At 62.6% G+C, this 24956-nt stretch carries 22 protein-coding genes; 11 read left to right on the plus strand and 11 right to left on the minus strand.

Annotated features, from left to right (window positions below; all coding sequences use genetic code 11):
* The first annotated feature begins 7 nt into the window (after nucleotides 1-7).
* Nucleotides 8-739: an amino acid ABC transporter ATP-binding protein gene (locus NL528_RS09475; protein ID WP_309182431.1), complete on the plus strand. Its 732-nt coding sequence runs from the start codon at nucleotides 8-10 to the stop codon at nucleotides 737-739.
* A 124-nt stretch (nucleotides 740-863) separates the two neighbouring features.
* Nucleotides 864-1721 carry a D-amino-acid transaminase gene (locus NL528_RS09480; RefSeq protein WP_309182432.1) on the plus strand — a complete coding sequence of 286 codons (858 nt, stop codon included), beginning with the start codon at nucleotides 864-866 and terminating at the stop codon, nucleotides 1719-1721.
* A 144-nt stretch (nucleotides 1722-1865) separates the two neighbouring features.
* On the opposite strand, the gene NL528_RS09485 is transcribed toward NL528_RS09480, so the two are convergent.
* The 3 genes from NL528_RS09485 to NL528_RS09495 form a co-directional block, all read right to left on the minus strand.
* Nucleotides 1866-2327, minus strand: a complete 462-nt coding sequence (locus NL528_RS09485) for a carboxymuconolactone decarboxylase family protein (RefSeq protein WP_309182433.1) — start codon at nucleotides 2325-2327, stop codon at nucleotides 1866-1868.
* Nucleotides 2328-2363: 36 nt separating this feature from the next.
* Entirely contained in the window at nucleotides 2364-3992 is a 1629-nt protein-coding gene (locus NL528_RS09490; protein ID WP_375143997.1) for an MDR family MFS transporter, read from the minus strand.
* A 116-nt stretch (nucleotides 3993-4108) separates the two neighbouring features.
* Nucleotides 4109-5263, minus strand: a complete 1155-nt coding sequence (locus tag NL528_RS09495; RefSeq protein WP_309182434.1) for an HlyD family secretion protein — start codon at nucleotides 5261-5263, stop codon at nucleotides 4109-4111.
* Nucleotides 5264-5403: 140 nt separating this feature from the next.
* On the opposite strand from NL528_RS09495, the gene NL528_RS09500 reads away from it, so the two are divergent.
* From NL528_RS09500 to NL528_RS09510, 3 genes are all read left to right on the plus strand, one after another.
* Nucleotides 5404-6315 (plus strand): LysR family transcriptional regulator, encoded by a 912-nt coding sequence (locus NL528_RS09500; protein WP_309182435.1) that lies wholly within the window; start codon nucleotides 5404-5406, stop codon nucleotides 6313-6315.
* 163 nt (nucleotides 6316-6478) lie between these two features.
* Nucleotides 6479-7750, plus strand: a complete 1272-nt coding sequence (locus NL528_RS09505) for a serine hydrolase domain-containing protein (RefSeq protein WP_309182436.1) — start codon at nucleotides 6479-6481, stop codon at nucleotides 7748-7750.
* A gap of 30 nt (nucleotides 7751-7780) precedes the next feature.
* A complete protein-coding gene (locus NL528_RS09510) occupies nucleotides 7781-8968 on the plus strand; it encodes an acyltransferase (RefSeq protein WP_309182437.1) in 1188 nt (395 codons plus the stop codon).
* Nucleotides 8969-9082: 114 nt separating this feature from the next.
* On the opposite strand, the gene NL528_RS09515 is transcribed toward NL528_RS09510, so the two are convergent.
* Nucleotides 9083-10153 (minus strand): peptidyl-alpha-hydroxyglycine alpha-amidating lyase family protein, encoded by a 1071-nt coding sequence (locus NL528_RS09515; protein WP_309182438.1) that lies wholly within the window; start codon nucleotides 10151-10153, stop codon nucleotides 9083-9085.
* A gap of 154 nt (nucleotides 10154-10307) precedes the next feature.
* Between NL528_RS09515 and NL528_RS09520 the strand changes: the two genes are divergently transcribed.
* From NL528_RS09520 to NL528_RS09530, 3 genes are all read left to right on the plus strand, one after another.
* Nucleotides 10308-11279, plus strand: coding sequence for a tripartite tricarboxylate transporter substrate binding protein (locus NL528_RS09520; RefSeq protein ID WP_309182439.1), 972 nt, complete (start codon nucleotides 10308-10310; stop codon nucleotides 11277-11279).
* Between the two features lie 90 nt (nucleotides 11280-11369).
* A complete protein-coding gene (locus NL528_RS09525; protein ID WP_309182440.1) occupies nucleotides 11370-11984 on the plus strand; it encodes a hypothetical protein in 615 nt (204 codons plus the stop codon).
* A 215-nt stretch (nucleotides 11985-12199) separates the two neighbouring features.
* Nucleotides 12200-12349, plus strand: a complete 150-nt coding sequence (locus NL528_RS09530) for a LuxR C-terminal-related transcriptional regulator (protein WP_309182441.1) — start codon at nucleotides 12200-12202, stop codon at nucleotides 12347-12349.
* Nucleotides 12350-12357: 8 nt separating this feature from the next.
* Here the strand turns inward: NL528_RS09530 and NL528_RS09535 are convergent, their stop codons facing one another.
* The gene (locus NL528_RS09535; RefSeq protein WP_309184841.1) at nucleotides 12358-13227 is read right to left on the minus strand and encodes an amidase family protein; all 870 of its coding nucleotides are present in this window, start codon (nucleotides 13225-13227) and stop codon (nucleotides 12358-12360) included.
* 300 nt (nucleotides 13228-13527) lie between these two features.
* Here NL528_RS09535 and NL528_RS09540 point away from each other — a divergent pair, with 300 nt between their 5' ends.
* On the plus strand, nucleotides 13528-13707 hold the full coding sequence (locus NL528_RS09540; RefSeq protein ID WP_309182442.1) for a DUF3311 domain-containing protein: 180 nt from the start codon (nucleotides 13528-13530) through the stop codon (nucleotides 13705-13707).
* A 17-nt stretch (nucleotides 13708-13724) separates the two neighbouring features.
* On the plus strand, nucleotides 13725-15221 hold the full coding sequence (gene mctP / locus NL528_RS09545; RefSeq protein WP_309182443.1) for a monocarboxylate uptake permease MctP: 1497 nt from the start codon (nucleotides 13725-13727) through the stop codon (nucleotides 15219-15221).
* Here mctP and NL528_RS09550 read toward each other — a convergent pair.
* Genes NL528_RS09550 through NL528_RS09570 form a run of 5 tightly spaced genes read right to left on the minus strand, consistent with a single transcriptional unit; the run spans nucleotide 15205 to nucleotide 21207 of the window.
* Nucleotides 15205-16185 carry a tripartite tricarboxylate transporter substrate binding protein gene (locus NL528_RS09550; protein WP_309182445.1) on the minus strand — a complete coding sequence of 327 codons (981 nt, stop codon included), beginning with the start codon at nucleotides 16183-16185 and terminating at the stop codon, nucleotides 15205-15207. The two genes, mctP and NL528_RS09550, sit on opposite strands and share 17 nt — an antisense overlap.
* Before the next feature lie 30 nt (nucleotides 16186-16215).
* Entirely contained in the window at nucleotides 16216-17949 is a 1734-nt protein-coding gene (locus NL528_RS09555) for a thiamine pyrophosphate-requiring protein (protein ID WP_309182447.1), read from the minus strand.
* Between the two features lie 3 nt (nucleotides 17950-17952).
* Nucleotides 17953-18738 carry a fumarylacetoacetate hydrolase family protein gene (locus NL528_RS09560; RefSeq protein WP_309182448.1) on the minus strand — a complete coding sequence of 262 codons (786 nt, stop codon included), beginning with the start codon at nucleotides 18736-18738 and terminating at the stop codon, nucleotides 17953-17955.
* A gap of 17 nt (nucleotides 18739-18755) precedes the next feature.
* Nucleotides 18756-20123 carry an LLM class flavin-dependent oxidoreductase gene (locus tag NL528_RS09565; RefSeq protein ID WP_309182449.1) on the minus strand — a complete coding sequence of 456 codons (1368 nt, stop codon included), beginning with the start codon at nucleotides 20121-20123 and terminating at the stop codon, nucleotides 18756-18758.
* Between the two features lie 31 nt (nucleotides 20124-20154).
* A complete protein-coding gene (locus tag NL528_RS09570) occupies nucleotides 20155-21207 on the minus strand; it encodes an Ldh family oxidoreductase (protein WP_309182450.1) in 1053 nt (350 codons plus the stop codon).
* 379 nt (nucleotides 21208-21586) lie between these two features.
* Between NL528_RS09570 and NL528_RS09575 the strand changes: the two genes are divergently transcribed.
* Complete coding sequence (locus NL528_RS09575) at nucleotides 21587-24592, plus strand: EAL domain-containing protein (protein ID WP_309182451.1); 3006 nt, start codon at nucleotides 21587-21589, stop codon at nucleotides 24590-24592.
* Here the strand turns inward: NL528_RS09575 and NL528_RS09580 are convergent.
* Nucleotides 24566-24910, minus strand: a complete 345-nt coding sequence (locus NL528_RS09580) for a hypothetical protein (protein ID WP_309182452.1) — start codon at nucleotides 24908-24910, stop codon at nucleotides 24566-24568. The genes NL528_RS09575 and NL528_RS09580 overlap by 27 nt on opposite strands.
* Between the last annotated feature and the right edge of the window lie 46 nt (nucleotides 24911-24956).

Raw genomic sequence — 24956 nt, forward strand, 5'->3', positions numbered from 1 at the left:
AGCACGCATGATCGAGATCAGCCACGTCGATAAATGGTACGGGCCGAGTTTCCAGGCGCTGAAGGATTGCACCACCAGCGTCGCCAAGGGCGAAGTGGTGGTGGTGTGCGGTCCGTCCGGTTCTGGAAAATCGACGCTGATCAAATGCGTCAACGCGCTGGAGCCGTTTCAGGCCGGCGAGATCATCCTCGACGGCATCAAGGTCAACGATCCCAGGACCGACCTGCCGAAACTGCGCGCCCGCGTCGGCATGGTGTTCCAGCATTTTGAGCTGTTCCCGCATTTGAAGATCATCGAGAATTTGTGCCTGGCGCAGGAGAAGGTGCTGGGCCGGTCGCATGACGAGGCGATGGCCAAGGCTGCAAAACTGCTCGACCGCGTCGGGCTGAATGACCACGCCCGCAAATACCCGGCCGAATTGTCCGGAGGTCAGCAGCAGCGCGTCGCGATTGCCCGCGCACTGGCGATGGACCCGATCGCGATGCTGTTCGATGAGCCGACCTCGGCGCTTGATCCCGAAATGATCAGCGAGGTGCTTGACGTGATGGTCGATCTCGCCCGCGAGGGCATGACCATGATGGTCGTCACCCATGAGATGGGTTTCGCCAGCAAGGTCGCGCACCGGGTGATCTTCATGGACCAGGGCGAAATCGTCGAGGACGCGCTGAAGACCGATTTCTTCGGCAGCCCCCGCAGCGACCGCGCGCAGAAGTTTTTGTCGAAGATTTTGTCGCATTAACACTCTGTCATTCCGGGCTCGCGCTGCGCGCGCCCCGGAATGACGTGAGGAGGGTTTATCGGCGTTAACAATTTGCGTATAGGAATTGCCGCAACCCCTTTCCCCGCCCCCAGGAGACCTCGCTTTGGAACAGATCGCTTACGTCAACGGCTCGTTCGTGCCCATGTCCGAGGCCAAGGTCTCCGTCCTCGACCGCGGATTCCTGTTCGCCGACGGCATCTACGAGGTCGCCGCGGTGCTCGACCGGATGTTGATCGACAATGCCTCGCATCTGGCGCGGCTGGAGCGCTCGGTCGGCGAAATCCAGCTTGAATTGCCGGAGACGACGGCGCGGATTCAGGAAATTCAGAAGGAACTGGTCGCGCGCAACAACCTCGTCAACGGCATGGTCTATCTGGAGGTGACGCGCGGCGCCGATACCGGCCGCGACTTTGCGTTCCCAAAAGGCGTCAAGCCGACGCTGATCATGTTCACCTCGGTCAAGGATATCATTGGCGCGCCGTCGGCCAGGACCGGCATCGGCGTCATCACCGTGCCCGACCTCCGCTGGACCCGGCGCGATATCAAGAGCGTGGCGCTGCTGGCGCAGGTGCTGGCCAAGCAGGCCGCGGCGGAAGCGGGCGCCGGCGAGGCCTGGATGATCGAGGATGGCAAGGTCACCGAAGGCGGCTCGTCATCGGCCTTCATTCTGACCCAGGACGACGTGCTGGTGACGCGCCAGAATGGCAGCGCGATTTTGCCCGGCTGCACCCGCAAGGCGGTGGTCGCACTCGCCGAAGAACGCCAGCTCCGCGTCGAGGAGCGCGCCTTCTCGGTCGAGGAGGCGCTGGCCGCCAAGGAAGCCTTCATCACCAGCGCCACCGTGTTCGTGCAGGCGGTGGTGACGATCGACGGCAAGAAGGTCGCCAATGGCAAGCCGGGCCCGATGACGGACCGGCTCCGCGAGATCTATGTCGATTTCGCCAAGGCGACGGCGGTGTAACGGGAGTACATTGCAGTTCGGTGGCTTCATCCTTCGAGACGCACGCTGGCGCTTGCTCCTCAGGATGAGGTCCTCCACCTCCTCATGGTGAGGAGCGCGGCAGCGCCGCGCGTCTCGAACCATGAGGTCGCCATTCGCGATGCTTTACGCCACCGCGGCCTTCGCCCTCACCGGCGGCACCGCGCGGAAACTGATCGCGAGCCGGTTCCAGGCGTTGATGGTCGCAATCAGCATGGTCAGATTGACGGTCTCTGCTTCCGAGAACTGGGCGCGGACGTCTTCATAGAGGTCATCGGGCGCGTGGGTTTCCGAGATCAGGGTCACCGCCTCGGTCCACGCCAATGCGGCGCGTTCACGGTCGGTGTAGACGGGCGATTCATGCCACGCATTCAGCAGATACAGCCGCTGTTCGGTTTCGCCGTGCTTGCGAGCGTCCTGGGTGTGCATGTTGATGCAGTAGGCGCAACCATTGATCTGCGAGGCCCGGGTCTTGACCAGTTCGATCAGGGACTGTTCGAGACCTGAAGCCTGTATCTGAGCTTCCAGCGCGCTGAGCGCTTTGAGCGTATCGGGCGCGGCCTGGTAGTAGTTCATGCGGGGTTTCATGGTCGTTCTCCTCTTCAGGGTTTGACGCGGATAATCCTAGTGGGCGCCGCCGCTTTCAAGATGGTCCGGCTTCTTCAGCAGCAGGGCTGCCATGAGCGCGACGATGAGCGCGGCACCGAGCAGATAGAAGGTATCGCTGAAGGCCAGGATGAAGGCCTGCTTCTGCACGATATGGCCGAGCGCGACATAAGCGCGATGCACGGCGTCAACGCGGTCGATCACGCCGTGGTTCGTGAAATACTGAGTCAGTTGTTCGATCCGGGTGCGGGTCGCCTGTTCGAACACAGACACTGACTGCATCAAGACATTGGAATGATACTGCTCGCGCTTGGTCAGCAGCGTCTGCAGTGCGGCGATGCCGATGGCGCCGCCGAGGTTGCGCATCATGTTGAACAGCGCGGACGCAGACCCGGCATTCTCCGCCTCGATTCCGGCAGTCGCGACCGCCGAGAGCGGAGCAAACACAAGGGCCTGACCAACGGCACGGACAACATTCGGCCAGAACAGTTGATCAGCCGCGTAGTCGTTGGTCATGTAGATGTTCATGAAGTTGGAGACTGCGAACAGCGCAAAGCCAATGCCGATCACGAGGCGTGGGTCGAAGCGCTTCATCAGCCGCGGCACCAGCGGGATCAGCAACAGTTGCGGCAGGCCGGTCCAGGCCAGCACCATGCCGATCTGCTCGGAATTGTAGCCCTGGATGCGCGACAGATAGACTGGCAGGATGAATACGGAACCGTAGAGCGCGACGCCGAGCAGGAAGTTGGCTAGGATGCCGAAGCCGAAATTGCGGCGGAACAGCAGGCGCAGGTTCAACAGCGGCTTTTTCGCGGTCAGTTCGATCCACAGGAACGCAGTCAGCGCAATGGCTGCGATCACCGACAGCTTGACGATGAAGGGCGAACCGAACCAGTCGTCCTTGTTGCCCTCTTCGAGCACGGTCTGCAGCGCGGAGAGGCCGATCGCCATGGTGATGATGCCGGGCCAGTCGCCCGCGCGGAGCAGCGACAGCTTCATCGGCTTCGATTGCAGCGAAAACCACAGCATTCCGATCATGATCGCGCCCGGCACGAGGTTGACATAGAAAATGAACTGCCAGCCCCAGTTTTCCGTGAGATAGCCGCCGATGGTCGGGCCGATCGCCGGCGCGAACGTCGCTGACAGCGCGAACAGCGCCAGACCGACCGGCTGCTTTGCCTTCGGCAGCAGCGTGATGATCAGCGTGAACGCCATCGGGATCAGCACGCCACCGGTAAAACCCTGGATCGCGCGGAGCACGATCATCTGCGGCAGATCCTGCGCAAAGGCGCAGGCCATCGACAGCAGCAGGAACAGCACCGCGTTGGTCAGGAGATAGATGCGGATCGAGAACACCTGCGCGAGCCAGCCGCTCAAGGGGATCACCACGATCTCGGCGACCAGATAGGAGGTCGAGATCCAGCCGCCATCATCGATGCCGGCGCCGATCGCGCCCTGAATATCCGCGAGCGACGCGTTGACGATCTGGATGTTGAGCACCGCCATGAAGGCGCCGAGCGTGGCGCCGATCACCGCGATCCAGGTCTTTGCGGAGATCGCCGGCGTCGCCTTGCCCGGGGTCGCTACGGCTTTGGGCGCGCCGATGCCGGCGGGAACGGCGTTGAGGGCGGGCTGGAATGTGGTCATGGCGGTCTCCTCTTGCTTGGGAGGCATGATGCATTAGGCGGCTGGTTTCGATAATCACGGAAAATGCGAAAGGATTGTCCGGTCAGATTGGATAATCCTTGAGCTGACAGACGCCCTTAGCCGCCGTTTGGTGGGCGGGGCTGGTCGGAAGCGAGCCCGGCCCTGGTTTCGCGCTCGGCCAGCACGGTCGCCTTGGTGTCGACGGTCGGCTCGGCCGACATGCCGGGGCGCAGCAGGCCCGTCAGCTTGTGATCGTCGAGCACGATCTTCACCGGCACCCGCTGCACAATCTTGGTGAAATTGCCGGTGGCGTTGTCGGGCGGCAGCAACGCGAATTCGAGACCGCTGGCCGGCGACAGGCTGTCGACATGGCCCCGTAGTTTGGTGCCGTGAAAACTGTCGATATTGATTTCGACCGGCTGGCCGTTGCGCACATGGGTGAGCTGGGTCTCCTTGAAATTCGCCACCACATAGACCGCATCCAGCGGAACGACCGCCATCAACTGAGTTCCGGCCTGCACATACTGGCCAACCCGGAGCGACCGCGCGCCGACCGTGCCCTCAACCGGCGCGGTGATCCGTGTGTAAGAAAGGTTCAGTGCCGCCTGCGTTTCGACCGCGCGGGCGCGATCGAGTTGCGCGACTGCCTTGGCGCGTTCGGTGGTGAGGACGTCGACCTTGCGCTGCGCGGCCAGCAGGCCCGATTTGCCGTGCTGGAGCTGGGCGATCTTTTCGCGCAGCGCCGCGTCGGTCTGCTGGGCGCGCTGGATGGTGCCGGAGCCGGTCTTCATCAGCCCGTCGTAGCGGGCCCGTTCTTCCTGGGCGAATTGCAGATTGGCTTCGGCGGCGGCGACGTCGGCGGTGCCTTGCTCAATGATCGGAGCTTGCAGCGAAATCTGCGCATCGAGGTTGCGTACGGCGGCTTCCGAAGCATCGACGTCGGCATGGGCCTGGTCGAGCGCGGCCTTGAAATCGCGATCGTCGATCCGGGCCAGCAACTGGCCGGCTTTGACCTTCTCGTTGTCGCCGACCAGCACCTGGGCGATATAGCCGGAGACTTTTGGCGAGATGATCGTGGAGTCGGCCTTCACATAGGCGTCGTCGGTCGACTCCAGATACCGGCCCGTGGTGAGGTAGCCGTAGCCAAAATCCGCCGCGCCGGCGATTCCAAGCGCCAGGGCCAGCGCCAGAGCGCCGCGCTTGACCGCCTTCCGGGACGGGCGAAGGCTAATTTTCGGTTTGATATCAGTGACATAAGAAGCGGTCGACATGGCATCCTCTGGGAAGCTGGGGAGCGTCCTCCCACGAGGGCGCCGGGTACGCCCTGAAGATGCAATGTCATTGGCGATGTGATAATCCCGGGAAAACTGGAAGCATTATCCGGTGAGAGCGGATAATCGGAGACTTGCCGATGGATCGTTTGACCAGTCTGACGGCCTTTGTCCGGGTGGTTGATAGCGGCGGGTTTTCCGCCGCCGGGCGCCGCCTCAACATGTCGACGACGATGGTGAGCAACCACGTCCAGTCGCTGGAAGACCGGCTCGGCGCGCGGCTGCTTCAGCGCACCACGCGCAAGGTCAGCCTCACCGAAATCGGAAAGGCCTATTACGACCGCTGCGTCCAGATCCTCGCCGATCTCGAGCAGGCCGACGATATCGCCGGCGCCCAGCAATCGACGCCGCGCGGCACGCTGAGGATCTATGCCGCGACCCACATCGTGCCATTCATCGCGCCGGTGGTCGCCGAATTCCTTTCGACATATCCCGACACCAAGGTCGATCTGAGCATGGGTGAGCGAAACGTCGACATGATCGACGAGGGATACGATGTAGTGATCCGCATGACACAGCCGCCGGACTCGAGCCTGATCGTGCGCAGCCTCGCCACCTGGCGGCAGGTGCTGTGCTGTTCGCATGCCTATGTCGAGAAATACGGCCGGCCGGAGCAATTGTCCGACTTGTCGGAGCGCAATTGCGTTCGCCATGTCAACTATCCCTATCAGGACGAATGGCGGTTCGTCGACCGCAAGGGTATGCCGGCATCGGTGCGGGTATCCGGCAATCTGATCTCCAATAGCGGCGAGACGCTACGCGTGGCGGCGCTGCACGGCCACGCGATAGCTCTTGCCGCGGGTTTTCTGGTTCATGAGGATCTCGAATCCGGCCGTCTGGTGCGTTTGTTGCCTGAGTATCGGCCGGTCGAATTATCGATGAACGCGGTCTATCCGCATCGCCATCATCTGTCGGCGAAGGTCAGGACCTTTATCGACATGCTCGCGCATCACAGCGCCGAACTGCAGAAGCTGATCAATCCGTATTCGTGATGACGCGATTTTGGCCGTCATTGCGAGGAGCGAAGCGACGAAGCAATCCATTCTTTCATTGTGGCGACATGGATTGCTTCGCTTCGCTCGCAATGACGTTGCCACAGCGTGCGGCAATGCCATAAGTTTCGCTCGACAAATATGGGAACGCCAGCGGATGTTCATGTGCAAATCAGCGTTACCCGGCCGTTACGTGACGCTATATACCGCGATCGCATTCACCTCGATGACGACCTCGCTATCCGCCGCCGAATTCGGCCCGCCGCCAAACGCGGTGCTGTCGCTCGACAAGCTTTCCCGCATCGATGATTTCATCAACGACCAGGTCGCGAAAGGAAACATTCCCGGCGCCGTCGTCCTGATCCAGCGTCACGGCAAGCCGGTCTATTTCAGATGTTTCGGCAAGCGCGATGTCGACGCCGGCATCGAGATGACTTCGGACGCGATCTTTCCGATTCATTCGGTGACGAAGACCATCACCAGCTTCGCGGCGATGATGCTGGTCGATCGCGGCAAGATCGCGTTGGGCGATCCCGTAGCCAAGTACATTCCATCATTCGCCGGTGTGAAAGTCGGCGTCGAGCGCAAGGACGCTACTGGTCATCCGGTGCTCGACCTCGTGCCGCCGGTCCGGCCGGTCACGATCGAGGATCTGCTGCTGCATACGTCAGGGATCACCTACGGTTTCTATGGCGAGGGATTGGTGAAGGCCGCCTATGGCAGCATCTATCTCGGCGATTTCGACAATGCCGGGTTCGCCGAGCGGATCGCCAAAGTGCCGCTGGCCGAGCAGCCGCGCACGCTGTGGGATTACGGGCATTCCATCGACGTGCTCGGCCGCGTCATCGAGGTCGCGTCGGCGCAGTCGCTGTATCAGTTCGAAAAGACGCAGCTGCTCGATCCCTTGGGGATGACCACGACAAAGTTCTTTTTGACCGATCCGGTCGAGCGGGCGCGCTATGCCCAGCCGCTGCGCCGCGACCGCCATGTCGAGCGCAATTCGCTCGACATCACGCGGTGGGAATCCGGCGGCGGCGGGATGGTCTCGACCATCGCCGATTTCGCGCGTTATGGGCAGATGCTGCTGAACGGCGGCACCCTGGACGGCAAGACCTATCTCAGCCCGGCGGCGTTCGCGGCGATGACCACCGACCATATCGGCCCGGGTTCGGGCGTCGCGCGCAATTATTTCTACTATCCCGGCGACGGTTTCGGCTTCGGCTATGGTTTCGGCGTCCGTACCGATCCCGGTAATGCGGTGCCGCCGCCGCCGGGCTCGCCTGGCGAGATCAAATGGGACGGCGCCACCGGCGTCTATATCGTGGTCGACCGTGCCCTGGACATGTTTTTTGTCTTGATGGAAGATGCCCCGTCCGGGCGGATGCACGTTGAGGTGAATCTGAAGAAGCTGGTTTACGACGCGTTCGAAAAATGATCGAACGTCAGCTCACCTGGAGCTGAATGGATGCTGCGCAAGACCAACGCAAACAATCAGGGCACCAGGGCGAAGGCACGCATCGTCGCGCTCGATCGTGCGCGTACGTTCATCATTCTGTTGGTGCTGATCCACCATTCCGTCGTCAACTACACCCATTTCGGCACCGGCGACAAAATGCGCTGGCTCGGCTTCGATCTGGTGGTGCTGTTCAACGACAGTTTCTTCATGGCCTGCATGTTCCTGATCTCCGGCCTGTTCGTTCACGGCAGCCTGACGCGACGGGGCGCTGCCAATTTCCTGGGCAATCGTGCCTGGCGGCTCGGTGTGCCCTTCCTGATCTCGATCTTCGTGCTGATGCCGGTCGCTTATTATCCCACCTTCCTGCGCTATCATTTGCCCGGCACGACCGACTTCAACTTCTTGCATTTCTGGTGGCACACGCTGACAGTCGGACCCTGGCCCTCGGGGCCGGCGTGGTTTTTGTGGGTGCTGCTGGCGCTGGATTTCATCGCCGCCGCGGTGTGGTCGGTTGCGCCGCGTGTTGTCGCGGCGCTGGGCTGGGTCATCTTTGCTCTTCGCAACCGGCCGGTGACGGCCTTCATAAGTTTTCTGATCTTCTCGGTCGTGGTCTATCTGCCGATGCACCTGATATTCGGCGATACGGGCTGGCTGGAGCCGGGCGGCTACCCGCTTCCGATCCAGACCAGCCGGATCCTGCTCTACGCCGGCTATTTCCTCGCCGGAGTCGGGGTTGGCGCCGTCAGTCTCAAGGCCGGCATACTTGCGGATAATGGCGAATTGGTAAGACGCTGGCCGGCGTGGCTCGCCATTTCGCTGCTGTTCTATGGCGCGATCCTGTTGCTGGTCTATGCGCACCACAATTGGGTGGCGGATTTCAACGCGCCGCCGCGGTCATGGCGAGCCGGCTACGGTCTCGTCTTTGCGCTGTTCAGCGCGGCGATGACGTTTACGGTCCTGGCCATTTGGTTGCGGTCGGCGGAATCCAGACTCAGCCTGCTCGATGCGATGCGACCGTCGGCTTACGGCATCTTTCTCGTGCACTACATCTTCATCATCTGGCTGCAATACGCGGTGTATGAATATTCGTGGCCGGCGGAAGTGAAAGCCGCCGTCGTGTTCGCCGGCGCGCTGTCACTGAGCTGGGGGCTCACGGTGATGCTGCGGAAGATTCCGGCCGTAGCCCGGATGATTTAGGGCTCTCTCCTTCGTCATTGCGAGCGAAGCGAAGCAATCTATCTCTCCGCATAAAGAAAGAATGGATTGCTTCGTCGCTTCGCTCCTCGCAATGACGGTGATAGGTCCGGGGCATCACGGCTTCAGCAACAACTTCTGTACCCGCCAGTTCAACAGCTCCGCCACATACAGCACATTCTCCGACGGGCACGCCATCGCATGGATCCAGCCGAATTGCTTTAGCTGCTTGCCGGACTGCCCGAGTACGCCGAGCATTTTGCCATCGAGCGTCAGTTTGTAGATGCGGCCGGGCCATGAATCGGAACTGTACAGCACCTGATTGGGTGGCGGTGTAATGCAGATCGACCAGGGCGAGCCGGGGAAAAACGTGCCGCCGGCCATCATCGCTTCATCCGGTATCTTGCCGATCGCAGGTTTTGCGCCCTGCGGCACCGGCACGTCGATGGTGAACTGGCGCAGGAATTTGCCGTCGCCGTCGAATACCTGGATCCGGTGGTTGCCGCGATCGGCGACGTAGACATTGCCGTTGGCGTCGGTCGCGATCGAGTGCGGGGTGTTGAACTGACCGGGCTCTTTGCCGCGGTCGCCCCATGACTTCAGCCAGTTGCCGTCCTTGTCCACCTTGGCGACGCGCGAATTGATGTAGCCGTCGCTGATGAAGGTGTTGCCGGCCTTGTCCCAGGCCACATCCGTGACCTGGCGAAACCGGCCATCCTCGGCGGGCAGCGGCGGCTTTGGATGTTTCAGCGGCGCGGTGTCCTCGTCGGAGGCTTCCTGCTTGCGGCCGAACACCATGACGACGCGGCCCTCGGGATCGAACTTGATGACCATGTCCGAGCCCTTGTCGGTCACCCAGATATTGTCCTGGGGATCGATCTTGACGGTGTGCCCGAACGACCACGCATACAGGTTCTTGCCGATCTCGCGGACGAACGCGCCTTTGGCGTCGAACTCCAGCAGTTGCGTCGCCGCGGCAGCGTAGGCGGGGCCCGAGGTGTTGCCGCGCGACAGCGCGAAGACATGACCCTTGGAATTGACCGATACTCCCGACACTTCGCCGAAATAGATGTTCGGCGGCAGCTTCAGCGGGTTGGGGACGGAGTCGAAAGCGATTGTGGGGACCGCCTGTTGTGCGAACGCCGAGGGCGCAATCAACAGCATCAGTCCAGCCAGCCAGTGCCTCATGTCATCCTCCCCTGATATTTGTTGCTCTTGTCGTTGGCGCGGATGCTAGTCGATGGCTGTTCCGTCTGCACGTGCCCGCCGCGTCATGACCATCATCCTTCCTTGCCTAGCGCGCCAGTGTATGAAGGAGTCTCCTCAGGCAACCGGGCTTTGCATGTCATCTCGAATTTTCAAATCGGTTTTGTTCGCGCTTGCAGCATGCGCGCTGCTGAATGGCCCGGCTTCGGCAGGCTATCCCTATCGCTTGATCAAGATCGTGGTCCCATTCGCGCCGGGCGGCGGCACCGATGTGGTCGCCCGCACGCTGGCGCAGGAGATGGCCCGGGATCTCGGCGTCTCCGTGATCATCGAGAACAAGCCGGGGGCAGGCACCATCATCGGTACCCAGAGCGTCGCGACCAGCGCGTCTGACGGCTATACGCTGCTGATGGGCACGTTCGCGAACGCGGTCAATCCGAGCCTGCAGGCGAAACTGCCCTATGATGCGCACTATGATTTCGCGGCGGTGGCGCTGGTGGCGCGCTCCTTCAACATCGTGGTGGTCAATCCCGCTTCCCCGATCAAGTCGATTGCGGACCTGATCGCGGCGGCAAAGGCGGAGCCGGATAGGCTCTCCTATGGCACCTACGGCACCGGGACATCGGCGCATCTGGCGGGTGAACTGTTCAAGCACATGGCCAAAGTCAATCTGACCACGGTGCCTTATAAGGGTGCGGCGCCCGCGATCACCGACCTGATCGGCGGGCAGATCCAGGTGATGTTCACTACGGTGGCAAGTGCGGCCTCGCTGGTCGAGGCCGGCCAGTTGCGCGCGATCGCGGTGACGTCGGCGGAACGCTCGCCGGCCTTCCCGCAACTGCCGACGGTTTCGGAAGCCGGAGTTCCCGGCTACGCGGCGGAAGCCTGGTATGGCCTCTACGCCCCCGCCAAGACTCCGCCCGAGATCATCGACCGTCTCAACAAATCGGCCGCAAAGGCCGTTCAATCCGAGGCGTTCAAGAAACTCGGCGTCAACGAAGGCCTCGTCATGGTCGCGCAGCCGCCGGACGCGCTCGATCGCTATTTTGACGGCGAGGAAGCGCGCTGGCGCAAGGTGATCGAGGACGCCGGCATCAAGCCGGAATAGGGAATATTGTTCACCCCCTGGGGTTGCACAGACGGCGTTCGCTTCAATAATGGGCCGTCAACGAGCCATTCAAAACCAGGGAGGATGACCATGTCCGGCATGGCACGACGCGTACTGGCTGCCGCCAGCTTCATTTCCATCTGCATGGTCCTGCCGGCTTCAGCGCAGGAAACCGTCCGCATCCGCGGCACCGTCGAGCGCATCGAAGGCCCGGTCTATGTGGTCAAGAATCGCGACGGCGCGGAGCTGAAGCTGACGGTGACCGACAATCCGCTGTTTGTCGCGATCGTTCCGGCAAAAATGGCCGACATCAAGCCGGGCATGTTCGTCGGTTCCGCCGGCATGATGCAGGAAGACGGCACCCAGAAAGCCATTGAGGTCCACATCTTCCCGGAATCGATGCGCGGCACCGGTGAGGGCCATTATGACTGGGACCTGATGCCCAAGAGCAAGATGACCAATGCCAACGTCGAGCAGGCCGTCAACAGCGTCAACGGTCAGGTTTTGTCGGTAAAATACAAGGACGGCGAGAAGAAGCTGCTGGTGACGCCCCAGACCATCGTTGTCACCTATGAAATGGGCAAGCGGGAAGAGGTGCAGCCCGGCACCAGGATCTTCGTGGCCGCGGCGAAAAAGCAGCCGGACGGTACGCTGCAAACCCCGCGCATTACCTACGGCAGAAACGGGCAGGGTCCGGCATTCTGATGTCGGTTTGTCGGGCGGGTTGCGCTTTTGGTCGCGATCCGTTCCGCCGGTTCCACATGGCCGCCATAATCAGTTAGGCTGGCTGTCGGTCATGTAAATCGCCGCTGCAGAAAGCCGGGTGCTGTCGCCCGCGCTTCGGGCGGTCGGCCGCGGCGGAGCCTTACGGTCAATCGCCGATCCTGAAACTCTCAGTACGCGAGTTCGAGATCGCGCGCATGATCGCCGACGATCTCAGCGACAAGGAGATTGCGCATCGGCTTGAAGTCGAAATCTCGACCATCCGGACCCATCTGAACCGCATCTTCGGCAGGCTCGGCGCACGCCGCCGAAGCGGCGTCGCCAGCCTGTTCGCCAGGCAGCATTGACGCCGCGTCTAGTGCGCCGATGGCGCCGGCAGTCGTCCAAACACCTTCTCAAACGCCATGCCGATGGCCACCAGCCGGCGATCGCTTCCCGCGGGCCCATCGAGTTCGAGCCCGACCGGCAGCTTTGACGATGCGCCAAGTGCGATCGGGATCTGGATGCCGGGAATGCCGGCATTGCTGCCGGGGTCGGTGTTCTGGATGAAGAGGATGAAGTTGGCGAGGCTGCTGGCGTCGGGCTCTGCCGGTATCGCGACCTTCGGTGTGGTCGGGAATGCGATGGCGTCGAGCTTCTCCTTTGCAAATGTATCCCGATAGAGCGCCTGCAGCGCGGGCCGGGCGGTTTTCATGGCCGCGTCGTAAGCCGGCTTGGCATCGACGACGGTGTTGTCGGGGCCGGGCAATTTGCGCGGAATGGCCAGCCCGTCATAGGTGCCCTTCACGTCGGGGCTTGCGATCCCTTTCGCCAGTTGCTCGATGGTGATGCCGGTGCCGCTGCGCTTGAGAAAGGCCACCATGTCGTCATAGGCCTCGTAGAGCGCGACGGGAAATCCGACCTGGCCGTTGAGCTCGGCCAGTTTCGGCATCTCGACATCGATGACCGTCACGCCCTGCGATTTGAGTTTATCGACTGCCGCGCGGAATGCCGCTTCGGTATCGCCGTCCAGATTCGCCAGCATGGTTTTGACGATCCCGATGCGTATCTGCTTCGGGCTAGCCGCCGTGATCGCCCCGCCGCCGGCCAGCGCGCGGTCGAGCAGCGCCAAATCGGCCATGGTGGAAGCCATCGGGCCGGGGGTGTCGCGGGTGTGAGAGATCGGCGCGATCCCTTCCTGCGGATAACGGCCGACGGTTGGACGCAGCGACGCGCATCCATTCAGCGCTCACAAGGCTCGCAACGGCTGCCTCGATCGTCAATGCACACTTGCTGCGTCGGCCCATGGCGTTCTCCTCATCCAGGGTTGGGTGAAGGCGGATTGCTGCCTGGACTTTATCGTCCATTGGGTTTTCTGCCTGTCCTCATTTTTGAGGACGAATTTCCGGCCCGGAGGGCCGATCACATCTTCCGGCGTCGCACTGCAGCAACGCAAATCCAGATTGTGACGCAACGATCCGTTCCTTAGAACGTTTGGGTATCGGGAACGCTGGCCGAAGACGCCGGCGCGAGGCTGGAGTCCGCCATGTGGATCCTGTTGCTGGCGCCGTTTATCGGCCTGTTATGGGTGCCCTTCTACAATTTCGCCGAGCCGTCGCTGTTCGGATTTCCCTTTTTCTACTGGTACCAGCTCGCATGGGTGCCGATCTCTTCGCTGCTGATCTGGCTGGTCTATCGCGGTCGTACGCCTGACCAAGCGCCTTGAGGGAAGGGGGCTTGGCCATGGCCGATCAGATCGAATGGGTTTCGCTCTCGGTCTTCATCTTCTTCTTTGCGCTCGTTACCGTGATGGGTTTCTTCGCGGCGCGCTGGAAAGCCGGTCCGGTCAACGAACACCTCGATGAATGGGGACTGGGCGGGCGCCAGTTCGGCACCTGGATCACCTGGTTCCTGATCGGCGGTGATTTCTATACCGCCTACACCGTGATCGCGGTGCCGGCGCTGGTCTATGCGGTCGGCGCCTACGGCTTCTTTGCGCTGCCTTACACCATCATCGTCTATCCCTTCGTGTTCGCGGTCATGCCGGTGCTGTGGAAGCAGGCGCATGCCAACGGCCATGTCACTGCGGCCGATGTCGTCCACGGCACCTACAATTCGCGCGGGCTCGAACTGGCCGTTGCGATGACGGGTATGGTCGCGACCATGCCCTATATCGCCCTGCAACTGATCGGCATGGGCGTGGTGATCAAGGCGATGGGACTGACCGGTGAACTGCCGCTCGTCGCCGCCTTCATCATTCTCGCGCTCTACACCTACAGCTCCGGTCTGCGCGCGCCGGCGCTGATCGCCTTCGTCAAGGATATCATGATCTATATCGTGGTGCTGGTGGCTGTGGTCGTGGTGCCGGCAAAACTCGGTGGCTATGGCGCGGTGTTTGCTGCGGCCAACGATGCCTTCACCGCAAAAGGCGGCGCGACCGGGCTCATTTTGCAGCCGGAGCAGATGCTGTCTTATGCAACCCTGGCGCTGGGTTCGGCGCTGGCCGCCTTCATGTATCCGCACACGCTGACCGGTATCTTCGCGTCGAAATCCGCCGATACCATTCGCAAGAATGCGATCCTGCTGCCGGCCTATACGTTGCTGCTCGGCCTGATCGCGTTGCTCGGCTACATGGCCTATGCCGCCCACATCAAGGTATCCTCGCCCAACGACGTGGTGCCGATGCTGTTCAAGGTATTGTTCCCGTCATGGTTCGCCGGCTTCGCGTTTGCGGCGATCGCGATCGGCGCGCTGGTGCCGGCGGCGGTGATGAGTATCGGCGCCGCCAATCTGTTTACCCGCAACGTCTGGAAGTCCTACGTCAATCCCGGCATCAGCCATGCCGGGGAGGCGGCGGTGGCAAAAATAGCGTCGCTGGTGGTCAAAGTCGGCGCGCTCGCTTTCATCCTGTTGCTGCCGACGCAATACGCCCTCGACCTGCAACTGCTCGGCGGCCTCTGGATCCTGCAGACCTTTCCGGCGCTGGTGTTCGGATTGTTCACGCGCTGGTTCCGCGCCGAAGGTCTGCTGCTCGGCTGGGCGACCGGCATCGGCTGGGGGTCGTGGACGGCGTGGAGCAATGGGCTTAAACCGCTCGCGACCATCGATCTCGGCGGGGCCAGCTATGTGTTCTATGTCGGGCTTGGCGCGCTGATCCTCAATATCGCGGTCGCTGCGGTCGCCACCGTCATCGTCGAGCTGATCTTGCCGAAACGAACCGGTGCTACTGCTCGATCTTGATGTTGCTGGCCTTTGCGACCGCACCCCACCGTGCGAGGTCGGCTGCCAGGATCTTCGCGAACTCGTTCGATGAATTGCCGACAGTGTCGATACCGAGCGGTTTCAGGCGTGCGATCACGTCGGGCAGTTTTGCAATTCGCATCAATTCACCCTCGAGCTTTTTGACGATCGCCGGCGGCGTGGCTTTCGGCACAAAAATCCCGCTCCACAGCACGGCGTCGACGTCGGCGCCGGCCTCCTTCAGGGTCGGCACATCAGGCAAATCCTCCATCCGTTTGGGCGCCGCGACCGCGAGCGCGCGCACCGTTCCGGCCTTGACCTGGCTTAGGACCGGACCGGCATCCGCAATGGTCGTGGTCACCTGGCCTGAAATGACCGCCAGCACCGACTCGTTGGCGCTCTTGTAGGGAATGACCTGCATCGGCGCGCCGGTCTTCTGCTTGAACAGCTCGGTCACGAGCTGGAACGAGGCGGATGAGCTCGCATAATTCATCTTGTCGGGATTGGCCTTGGCATAGGTCACCAGCTCCGCCACCGATTTGATCGGCGACGAAGCGTTGACGACCATGATCAGCGGAAACGAGGCGAGTTCGGAGACCGCGACAAAGTCGTTGACCGCGTCATAGGGCAGCCTGGCGTAGACGGCCGGATTGATCGATATGCCGCTGGCGCTCATCAGCAGCGTGTAGCCGTCGGGCGCGGATTTCGCGACATATTCGGTCGCGACGATCGCGCCGCCGCCGGGCTTGTTTTCGACGATGACGGGCTGGCCGAGGCTTTCGGACAGTTTCTGTCCGAAGACGCGCGCGATGATGTCGTTGCCGCCGCCGGCGGCGAAGCCGACGATGATGTGGATGGCGCGTGAGGGATATTTCGACGGGTCTTCCTGCGCGGAGGCAGGAGCGATGATCGCCAGCAATCCAAGACACGCGCCCATCAGGAAATCCCGGCCCGGCGTTCTCATGGCGTTGGCCCCTTTAAAATGACCGAAAATTCAAAGTCGTGTGACGTGAACATGCAGTACGGCGGCCTTGCCGTCATCGAGCGCCGCAAACGCGCGATCGATGGCCGCCGCAAGCTCGTCCGGCTCGGTGACGCATTCGCCGTAGGCGCCGAATGCTCTCGCCACGTCGGAAAAATCCCGCCGGTCGCCCTGGCGGCCGGACATCAGCCGCGACTGGAACTGGTCGGTCTCGGCGGCGATGCCCTTCGGATAAACCCGCTGCACCGCCGATTTCACCGCCTGCCAGCCGCCATTGTCGAGCACGATCGTGAAAATCGGTATCTGGTACTGCTGCGCCACCGCGTAGACGCTGTCCGGCGAGGAGAAATGAAATCCGCCGTCGCCGATCACCTGCACGATGCGGCGATCGGATCGCGCGAGCTTCAGCCCCAGCGCCATGCCGCCGCTAAAGCCCAGGCCGCCGCCGGCAAGGCCAACGTAACTCTGCGGCCGGGTTCGGGTCACGTGTTCCTGCAGGACCGGTCCGTTGCGGATGGCTTCATTGAGGACTACGTCGTCCTGCGACAGCTTTGCGCTCAGCGTCGCGAACACGAAGGCCGGGTTGAGCGCGCCTGCGACGCCTTGATTGGCGCCGGCGGTGGCGCGGCGCTCTGCGGATGCCTCGCGCGCGCTGCTCCAGCTCGCGATCCGTTCGGCTATGCGCTTGCGATAGGCGTCATCGGCGCGGGCTTCGACCGCACCGAGCACCTGCTGCAGCACCACCGCGCAATCGCCCTGGATCCGCATATCGGTCGGAAATCCCCACATCGGAAAATCCGACTTCAACGGATCGATATCGATCTGGATCCATTTCATCGCATTCGCCCGCGCGGCATATTTCGGCACGAACGGCACGTCGGAATCGAGCAGCAAGCCGAGATCGGCGTGCTCGAGCAAGGGCAGCGGATCGGCGCCGGCGAAGCACGGCGAATCCTGCGGAATATTGAGGTCGATCGAGTTGAATTCGGCGACGCGGACGCCGGTCGCGCGCGCCAGCCGATCGAGTATCGCCACCGCCTGCGGCTTGCGGCCGAGATAGGCTGCGAACGCAACCGGGTTGTCCGCCGCCATCAGGGTTTTCGCGATTGCGTCGGCCCGCGCGGGCTCGATGCCGCCGGCGTGCACGCTGCCGTAACGCGCCGGCGGATAGGCCGGCATCGCGGCCTCGTCCCATTCTTCCGCGAGCGTTTCGCGCGGCAGCATCATGTAGACCGGGCCGGGCGGATCGCTCTGCGCAAAGGCGCTGGCGCGGGCCAGCGCTTCCTTCACCACGACGCCGGAGGGCAGCGAATATTCCCATTTGACATAGGGGCGGACGATGCTCGCGATATCGAAGGGGTCTTGCACGAAATGCACATAGCTGTCGCGCGATCCCGTCAGTTCGCCATGCAGCGTATGCGGCGCGCGGCCGGCGAACAGCATCACCGGCAGACGGTAGCGAAACAGGTTCTGGATCGCCATGCAGGCATTCGCCGTGCCGGCATCGACATGCACCAGCACGGCCTGGCCGCGCCCGGTCGCCAGCGCGTAGCCGCCGGCCATATGCACCGCCACGACTTCATGCGGGCACAGGATCATCTCGGGGTGCTTGCGGCCCTCCTTGTCCCAGCGCGCCATTTCCTCGATCAGCGACACATGGTCGGTGCCGAGATTGGCGAAGATGTATTCGACGCCGAGATCGACCAGCCCCTCAAGGAAATAATGCGCGGTGGAATGGCGGCCCATGCGCTATCGCTTCTCGGCGACGAATTTGTTGCGCAGCGTGCCGATGCCGGTGATGTCGATCTCGACGACGTCGCCAGCCTTCAGGTCCGGCGAGGCGCCGTCGGTGCCCATCCAGATCACGTCGCCCGGCCACAGCGTGAAATATTTCGTCAACTCGACGATGAACGGCACGATGCCGAAGATCATGTCGTTGGTGTGGAAGCGGCCGGTTTCCTTGCCGTTGACCCGGATGACCGTTTCCATCCCGGCGAGATCGACATCGGTCTCGATCCACGGGCCCATCGGCTTGAAGGTATCGGCGTTCTTGGCCCGCCACAGCCCGCGATCGGCCTTCTGCCAGGTGCGTTCGCTGACATCGTTACCGATGGTGTAGCCGAACACACAGGACATCGCGTCGGCCTCGGTAAGATGCTTGGCCTTCTTGCCGATCACGACGACGAGCTCGCCTTCGTAGTGGATCTTTTCGGTCGCGGTCGCCGGGATCACCACGTCTTCGTCATGGGAGATCAGCGCGTTCTGGGCGCGATAGCCGATCTCAGGTCTGTCAGGGATGTTCGGGACCGTGCCGGCCTTGTCGGCGGCCTCCTTGAGATGTTTGAGGTAGTTGAGGCCGACGCAATAGAAGGTGCGGGGGATCAGCGGCAGTTCGATCTTGACGTCCTTCAGCGCATGCGATTGCGGCGCGCGCTGCCATTCGCCGAAGGGCTCGCCGCTGACGGCGATCACCTTGTCGCCCTCGACGACGCCCCAGGATGTCTTGCCGGCGGCGGTGAATTTGAGCCAACGCATGAAATTTCCTCTTGTTCTTATTCGGCCGCGGCTTGCGGCCGGGTTTTCCAGGCGCCGGCGGCCGGACGCCGCAAGCCCAGATTTTCGCGCAGTGTCTTGCCGGTGTAATCCCTGTGGAACAGCCCGCGGCGCTGCAATTCCGGCACGATATGGTTGACGAAGTCGGCATAGGAGCCGGGGACATAGGTCGCGGCAATGACAAAGCCGTCGCAGCCGCGGCCGAGGAACATTTCTTCCAGCCTGTCGGCGATCTCCTTCGGTCCGCCGACAATGGCGTCCTGGGTCTGGCCGCGGCCGGAGAAAGTGATGAAATCGCGTGTGCTCGGATTGGTTTTGCCGGAGGTCTTCAGCACGCCGTCGCGGATGCCGAGCATGCCTTGCATGCCCTGCAGTTCTTCCGTCGTCAGCGGCTCGTCGATGCCCTTGGCGCCGAAATCGAAATTCAGTCCCTCCGCAAGCAGCGACAGCGCATCGATCTCCAGCGGCAGCTTGCCGATCAGCGCCATCTTGTCCTCGGCCTCGGCCTTGGTCGCCGCGCACACCGGCGTGATCAGATTGCACAGGAACATCTGGTCGGGATCGCGGCCGGCCTTGGCGGCTTCGTTGCGGATCGCGTCATAGCCCTGTTTGGCATTGGCCAGATTGCGCGCGGCGGTGAAAATCACCTCGCCCCATCGGCCTGCAAAGCGCTGGCCGCGTCCGGAAGCGCCGGCCTGGATGACGACCGGATGACCCTGCTGTGAGCGCGGCACCGTGAACGGCCCGCGCGATTTGAAGAACGCGCCCTTGTGATCGAGCCGCTTCACCTTGGTCGGATCGGCGAACCGTCCGCTCTTCTTGTCGATGATCAGCGAGCCGTCTTCCCAGGAGTCCCAGTGGCCGAGCACGACTTCCATGAATTCGTCGGCGCGGTCGTAACGGAGATCATGGTCGAGGTGCGCGTCCTTGCCCATATTATGGGCTTCACCGTCATTGACCGAGGTGACCACGTTCCAGGCGGCGCGGCCGCCTGTCATGAGGTCGAGGGTGGCGAAGCGGCGTGCCACGTCGAACGGCTCGTAATAGGTGGTCGAGCAGGTCGAGGCCAGCCCAAGCTTTTCGGTCACCATGCCCATCGTGGTCAGCACCACGATCGGATCCATCTTCACGCAGCGGATGCCGTATTCCACGGTATGGGCGTGATCGCTGCGGTAGCGGTCCGGCATCGCCAGGCGGTCGTCGAAGAACGCCATGTGGAATTTGCCCGCTTCGAGAATCCGGGCGATCTCCTGATAATAGTCGGCCGACATCGAATCATCGCGCGATTCCGGGTGCCGCCATGAACTCGGCAGGTTGGTGCAGTTCTGCGCCTGCAAAAAGCCGACCAGCGCCATTTGCCGTGTCATGTTGTTCTCCCTTGGTAGGCCAAGCGAATTGTCACTTCAGATCGAGCTCAGTGATGAGCTTGTAGTCGGTGGCCAGCGCCTTCAGTTTGTCCCAGGTCGCGTCCTCGATCTCGATGCCCTCTTTCCTGCGCTTCTGCTCGCGCAGATATTCGACCTCGCCCGGATAGAATACGCCGCCCGAGCCTTCCGAGGGGGGCGTGGATTTCAGATAGTGCGCGAATTCGGCGACTTCCTTCTTGAAATCCTGCAGCGGACGGAACGCGGCGACGTTGAACACAGCCATGAAGCAGCCGTCGTTGTGACGCCCGGTCGGTTCGACCCCGAAGCCGAGCCCGGTCAGCAAGCCGCACAGCACCTCGACCATGGCGGCAAGGCCGGAGCCCTTGTAGCCCTCACTGCCGCCGAGCGGCAGCAATGCACCGCCCTTGCGATATTCCCTGGGGTCGGTGGTGTGCCGCCCCTCGGCATCGATGATCCAGCCGGTCGGGATTTCGTCACCGCGCGCGACGGCGAGCGCGATCTTGCCGGCGGCCACCGCCGATGTCGCCATATCCAGGTAAAACGGCGCTTCGAGATCCGACGGTACCGCGATCGAGATCGGATTGGTGCCAAGCCGGGCCTCGCGGCCGCCGAACGGGGCCACATGCTTGGGCGAGCGGCCGGAATCGGCGGTGGCAATTCCGATCATGCCGGCCCGCATCGCCATCATCGGATAATGCGCGAGCCGCCCGACATGGCTCTGCCGGAACACCGTGCAGGCGGCGACGTTGGCGGTCTTCGCCTTCTCGATCGTCAGCGCCATCGCCTTGGCGTTGACGTGAAACCCAAAACCCCAATGGCCGTCGATCACCGTGGTGGTCGGCGATTCCTGCACGATGGTCCATTTCGCGCCGGGCACGATATGGCCGGCCTTGATGCGGTCGATATAGGTCGGGACCGCGATGATGCCGTGCGAATCGTGGCCGGCGAGGTTGGCATTGACGCAGCCGACCGCCACGGCGCTGGCTTCCTCGTCCGACGCGCCGGCGGCCCTGAGCAGCGCGGTGCCGATGCGCGCGAGACGGTCGGCCTGGACGATCGGCATGGGATTTCCTCGTTGGCGCCCGCGCGAAAGGCGGGTCTTGTTTGTTGTCGCCGGCGCCATGGTCTCAAAGCGATGGCTTGGGAGCAAGGGCAGAATATCCGGGTGGCCATGCCGTCGGCACGGCCTCGTGCGCTGCGAATTTCACAGGGCGAAACCGGCCGCGGCGCTGCCTGGCAAATCGCGCGGGCAGCCGTCGCCGAGGGCAGGGTTACGAATTCTTCAACGGAACCGTAGTTCTTCGGGGCTTCTGGCCTCGTTGTTGGCGTTGCATTTACTCTGAATCGCGGTTTGGAGCCGACAATAACGTCCATTTAGGCGTCTCCTCCGCATAAATCCCCCAGGGGCCGGCCGTGTTGCCTGCTGGGGGAGCTTGAGGACGTTGAAGACCAGTATCGCGCGTACATTCGCGGCGTTGAACGCAACCAACGAAGCGATCCTGTACGCAAAATCGCCAGAGGAATTGTACGAGAAGGTCTGCGAAGCCGCTTTTTCCAGCGGAGACTTCCTGGCGACGGCTGTCTTTTTGCTGGAGCCGGAGACCAGCCTGCTGCGCTTTGCTGCCGGCTTCGGCGAGGATATCGTCAGGCTGCGCAGCATCGATATTTTGATTGCTGCCAATACGCCTGAGAGGTCCGGGGTCTGCGGGCAGGCCTTTCGCGACCAGAAAGTGTCCATCAGCAACGATTTCCTGAATGACGCGCGTTCGCTGGCCTGGCGTCGGGGAGCGCGCGCCGGGCATGTCGGCGCGGCGGCTGCGCTGCCGCTGACCTGCAATGGGCGCAGCGTCGGCGTGTTGCTCGTGACCCGGCACGAGCCGGGGTCAATCAATCGCCCGATCGTCACGCTGCTCGAGCGCATGTCGGCGAACCTTTCATTTGCGCTGGACAATTTCGACCATGAGGCGGCGCGCAAGAACAGCGAGCGGGCGATGCGAAGGCTCGCCCGGATGTTCGGCGCCATCAGCGCGACCAACGAAGCCATTCTTCGCGCCAAGACCGAGCAGGAGCTCTACCAGCGCGTTTGCGATGCCGCCGTCCACAGCGGGAAATCCGTGGCCACCGCCGTCCTGCTGGCCGAGCCGGGCTCGATCTGGCTGAAGCTGGCCGCCGCCACCGGCGAGAGCCTCGATCTGATCGCACGGACCCGGTTCTCGATCGATCCCGACCATGAGTTCGGCAAGGGCATCTGCGGCGAGGCGTTCCGGACGCAGCGGCCTTGCGTCGACCACGACAGCGGGCCCTGGCAACAGGCCGGCCGCGAGACCCGCGTCGTTGCCAGCGTCGCGGTTCCCTTGATCAAGGCCGGCGAGAGCGTCGGCGTATTGATGTTCTCGGTCGGCAAATCATGGGCGGCTGACGAGGAGATCATCGCGCTGTTGGCGCGGATTGCGGAGAACGTCGCGTTCGCGCTCGATAATTTCGACCGCGTCGACGAAAAAGCAAAAGCCGACCAGCAGAAAGAGCGCCTGTCGCGCATGTTCGCGGCGCTCAGCGCCACCAACGAAGCAATCATGCGGGCGGGATCTCGCAGCGAACTGTATCAGCTGGTCTGCGAGGCGGCGGCAACTGGCGGCAAGTTCACCTCCACCACCATAGCGCTGGTGAGATCAGACAGCGACTATCTGGACATCGTCGCCACTGCCGGACCGACCGCAGACGGCGCACGCCAGGTCACCCTGTCGGTCAATGCAGCGCATCCGGAAGGGCGCGGAGCCTGCGGCAGGGCGATCCGTTCACGGCGGGCCTGTATCATCAACGACTATTTCGCTGATCCGCATACCCGGGCGTTCCATGCCAGAGCTCGCAGCGATGGGACAAAGTCCGGCGCGTCCTTTCCGTTGTTCGCACGCGGCCGGGTGGCCGGCATCATGATTTTCGTCGCAACCGAAAAGGACACGTTCACGCCGGAATTCGCTGAACTCCTGCAGCGGCTCGCCGATAACGTGTCGTTCGCGCTGGAGAGCTTCTACCGCGCCGACGAGAAGAGCAACGCCGACGAGCGGATCGAATATCTGGCGTCGCACGACAGCCTGACCCATCTTCCCAATCGGGAGATGTTCAACGAATTGCTTCGCCACGCGATCGATGCCGCAGGCCGTTATCGCCGGAAATTTGCCCTGCTGTTCATCGATCTCGACCGGTTCAAGGTCATCAACGACTCGCTGGGGCACGACGCCGGCGATATGTTGCTGGTGGAGATCGCGGGCCGGCTGCGCAGCGCCTTGCGCGCGAGCGACGTCGTGGCACGGCTTGGCGGCGATGAATTCGTCGTCATCCTGGAAGAAGCCGCCGAACGCCATGACGTCGAACGCGTCGCCGGCGAGCTTTTGTCCGCGCTCAGCCAGCCGCTGCAATTGAGCGGTCACGAATGCCAAACCACGGCCTCGATCGGTATCGCGATGTACCCGTCCGACGGTGCCGAGATGCAGACGCTGACCAAGAATGCCGACATGGCGATGTATCTTGCCAAGGAAGACGGCAAAAACGGTTTCCGCTTCTTCACCAGGGAGATCAAGGCGCAGTCGATCGAGCGCCTGACACTGGAAACCGCCTTGCGCCGTGCGCTGGAGCGCGACCAGTTCTCGCTGCACTACCAGCCGAAAGTCGATATGGCGAGCGGGCAGATCACCGGCGTCGAGGCGTTGCTGCGCTGGACTCATCCCGACCTCGGCATGGTGTCGCCGGCGCAATTCATTCCACTCGCCGAGGAGATCGGGCTGATCGTCCCGATCGGGCGCTGGGTGTTGAAGGAAGCCTGCGCGCAGAATATGGCCTGGCAGCGCCGCGGCTTGCGGCCGGTGACGATGGCGGTCAATCTCTCGCCGCGGCAATTCGCCAACGCGCATCTGCTGCACGACATCGACGAGGCGTTGCTGGCCAGCGGCATGTCGCCGGTATTGCTGCAGCTCGAGGTTACCGAAAGCATGGTGATGCGCAACGTATCGCGGGCGATCAAGGTGCTTGACGCGATCCCGAGCCGCGGCATCCGGCTTGCGATCGACGATTTCGGAACCGGCTATTCGTCGATGTCGCTGATGAAGCAGTTTCCGATCGATACCATCAAGATCGACCGTTCCTTCGTTCGCGACCTGCCGGATGATTCCGAGGACCGTGCCATCGCGCAAGCGATCATCAGCATGGGCAAGGCGCTCGGGATGACGATCATCGCCGAAGGCGTCGAAACCGTCGAGCAGGAGGCGTTCCTGCGCGACCATTCCTGCGACGAAATGCAGGGGTTCCTGTTCAGCAAGCCGCTGCCGCCCCGGGAAATGGCCGATCTGCTGCGCGCCGCGCCGCGGTTTGCCTCGCCGCCGCTTCAGCCCGAAGGCGGCGCCGCGCCGGAACACGCCATTCCACGCTCAAGCCTGAAAAGCGCTGTCGTCTGACGGCTGCGGATGCAGGTCGCGGACATCGGAATCGGTGGAATCCACCTTGCGCGAGAAATCGTATGGCCATGGCTGGAACGTCTGGCCGGCCAGCGATTGAAACAGGACTTTGGCGCCCGCCGCGTAGCTCGCGCCATCGGACAATCCCAGCCGGGCGGAGCTGCCCGGCGGCAGCTTCGTGGAGATATCCTGCACCTCCATCGCCGGACCCCACCACCATGCCGGGGCCGGCGGCCGCTCGTCCTCGCCAAGCGCCCGCCAACGCACAAACTCGTCTACAACGCGCTCAAATTGCAGTTTTGCAGCCGGATGCATCATCGAAATCCCTTCCTGGCGCCGATGATAGCCGTATCCGCGGCCGGCG

Source organism: Bradyrhizobium sp. Ash2021 (assembly GCF_031202265.1).
Lineage (GTDB): Bacteria > Pseudomonadota > Alphaproteobacteria > Rhizobiales > Xanthobacteraceae > Bradyrhizobium.

Coding starts and splice junctions, on each gene's coding strand:
- NL528_RS09475 (WP_309182431.1), top strand. CDS start 8: ATGATCGAGATCAGCCACGTCGATAAATGGTACGGGCCGAGTTTCCAG.
- NL528_RS09485 (WP_309182433.1), bottom strand. CDS start 2,327: ATGAAACCCCGCATGAACTACTACCAGGCCGCGCCCGATACGCTCAAA.
- NL528_RS09490 (WP_375143997.1), bottom strand. CDS start 3,992: ATGACCACATTCCAGCCCGCCCTCAACGCCGTTCCCGCCGGCATCGGC.
- NL528_RS09495 (WP_309182434.1), bottom strand. CDS start 5,263: ATGTCGACCGCTTCTTATGTCACTGATATCAAACCGAAAATTAGCCTT.
- NL528_RS09500 (WP_309182435.1), top strand. CDS start 5,404: ATGGATCGTTTGACCAGTCTGACGGCCTTTGTCCGGGTGGTTGATAGC.
- NL528_RS09505 (WP_309182436.1), top strand. CDS start 6,479: ATGTGCAAATCAGCGTTACCCGGCCGTTACGTGACGCTATATACCGCG.
- NL528_RS09510 (WP_309182437.1), top strand. CDS start 7,781: ATGCTGCGCAAGACCAACGCAAACAATCAGGGCACCAGGGCGAAGGCA.
- NL528_RS09515 (WP_309182438.1), bottom strand. CDS start 10,153: ATGAGGCACTGGCTGGCTGGACTGATGCTGTTGATTGCGCCCTCGGCG.
- NL528_RS09520 (WP_309182439.1), top strand. CDS start 10,308: ATGTCATCTCGAATTTTCAAATCGGTTTTGTTCGCGCTTGCAGCATGC.
- NL528_RS09525 (WP_309182440.1), top strand. CDS start 11,370: ATGTCCGGCATGGCACGACGCGTACTGGCTGCCGCCAGCTTCATTTCC.
- NL528_RS09530 (WP_309182441.1), top strand. CDS start 12,200: ATGATCGCCGACGATCTCAGCGACAAGGAGATTGCGCATCGGCTTGAA.
- NL528_RS09540 (WP_309182442.1), top strand. CDS start 13,528: ATGTGGATCCTGTTGCTGGCGCCGTTTATCGGCCTGTTATGGGTGCCC.
- mctP (WP_309182443.1), top strand. CDS start 13,725: ATGGCCGATCAGATCGAATGGGTTTCGCTCTCGGTCTTCATCTTCTTC.
- NL528_RS09550 (WP_309182445.1), bottom strand. CDS start 16,185: ATGAGAACGCCGGGCCGGGATTTCCTGATGGGCGCGTGTCTTGGATTG.
- NL528_RS09555 (WP_309182447.1), bottom strand. CDS start 17,949: ATGGGCCGCCATTCCACCGCGCATTATTTCCTTGAGGGGCTGGTCGAT.
- NL528_RS09560 (WP_309182448.1), bottom strand. CDS start 18,738: ATGCGTTGGCTCAAATTCACCGCCGCCGGCAAGACATCCTGGGGCGTC.
- NL528_RS09565 (WP_309182449.1), bottom strand. CDS start 20,123: ATGACACGGCAAATGGCGCTGGTCGGCTTTTTGCAGGCGCAGAACTGC.
- NL528_RS09570 (WP_309182450.1), bottom strand. CDS start 21,207: ATGCCGATCGTCCAGGCCGACCGTCTCGCGCGCATCGGCACCGCGCTG.
- NL528_RS09580 (WP_309182452.1), bottom strand. CDS start 24,910: ATGATGCATCCGGCTGCAAAACTGCAATTTGAGCGCGTTGTAGACGAG.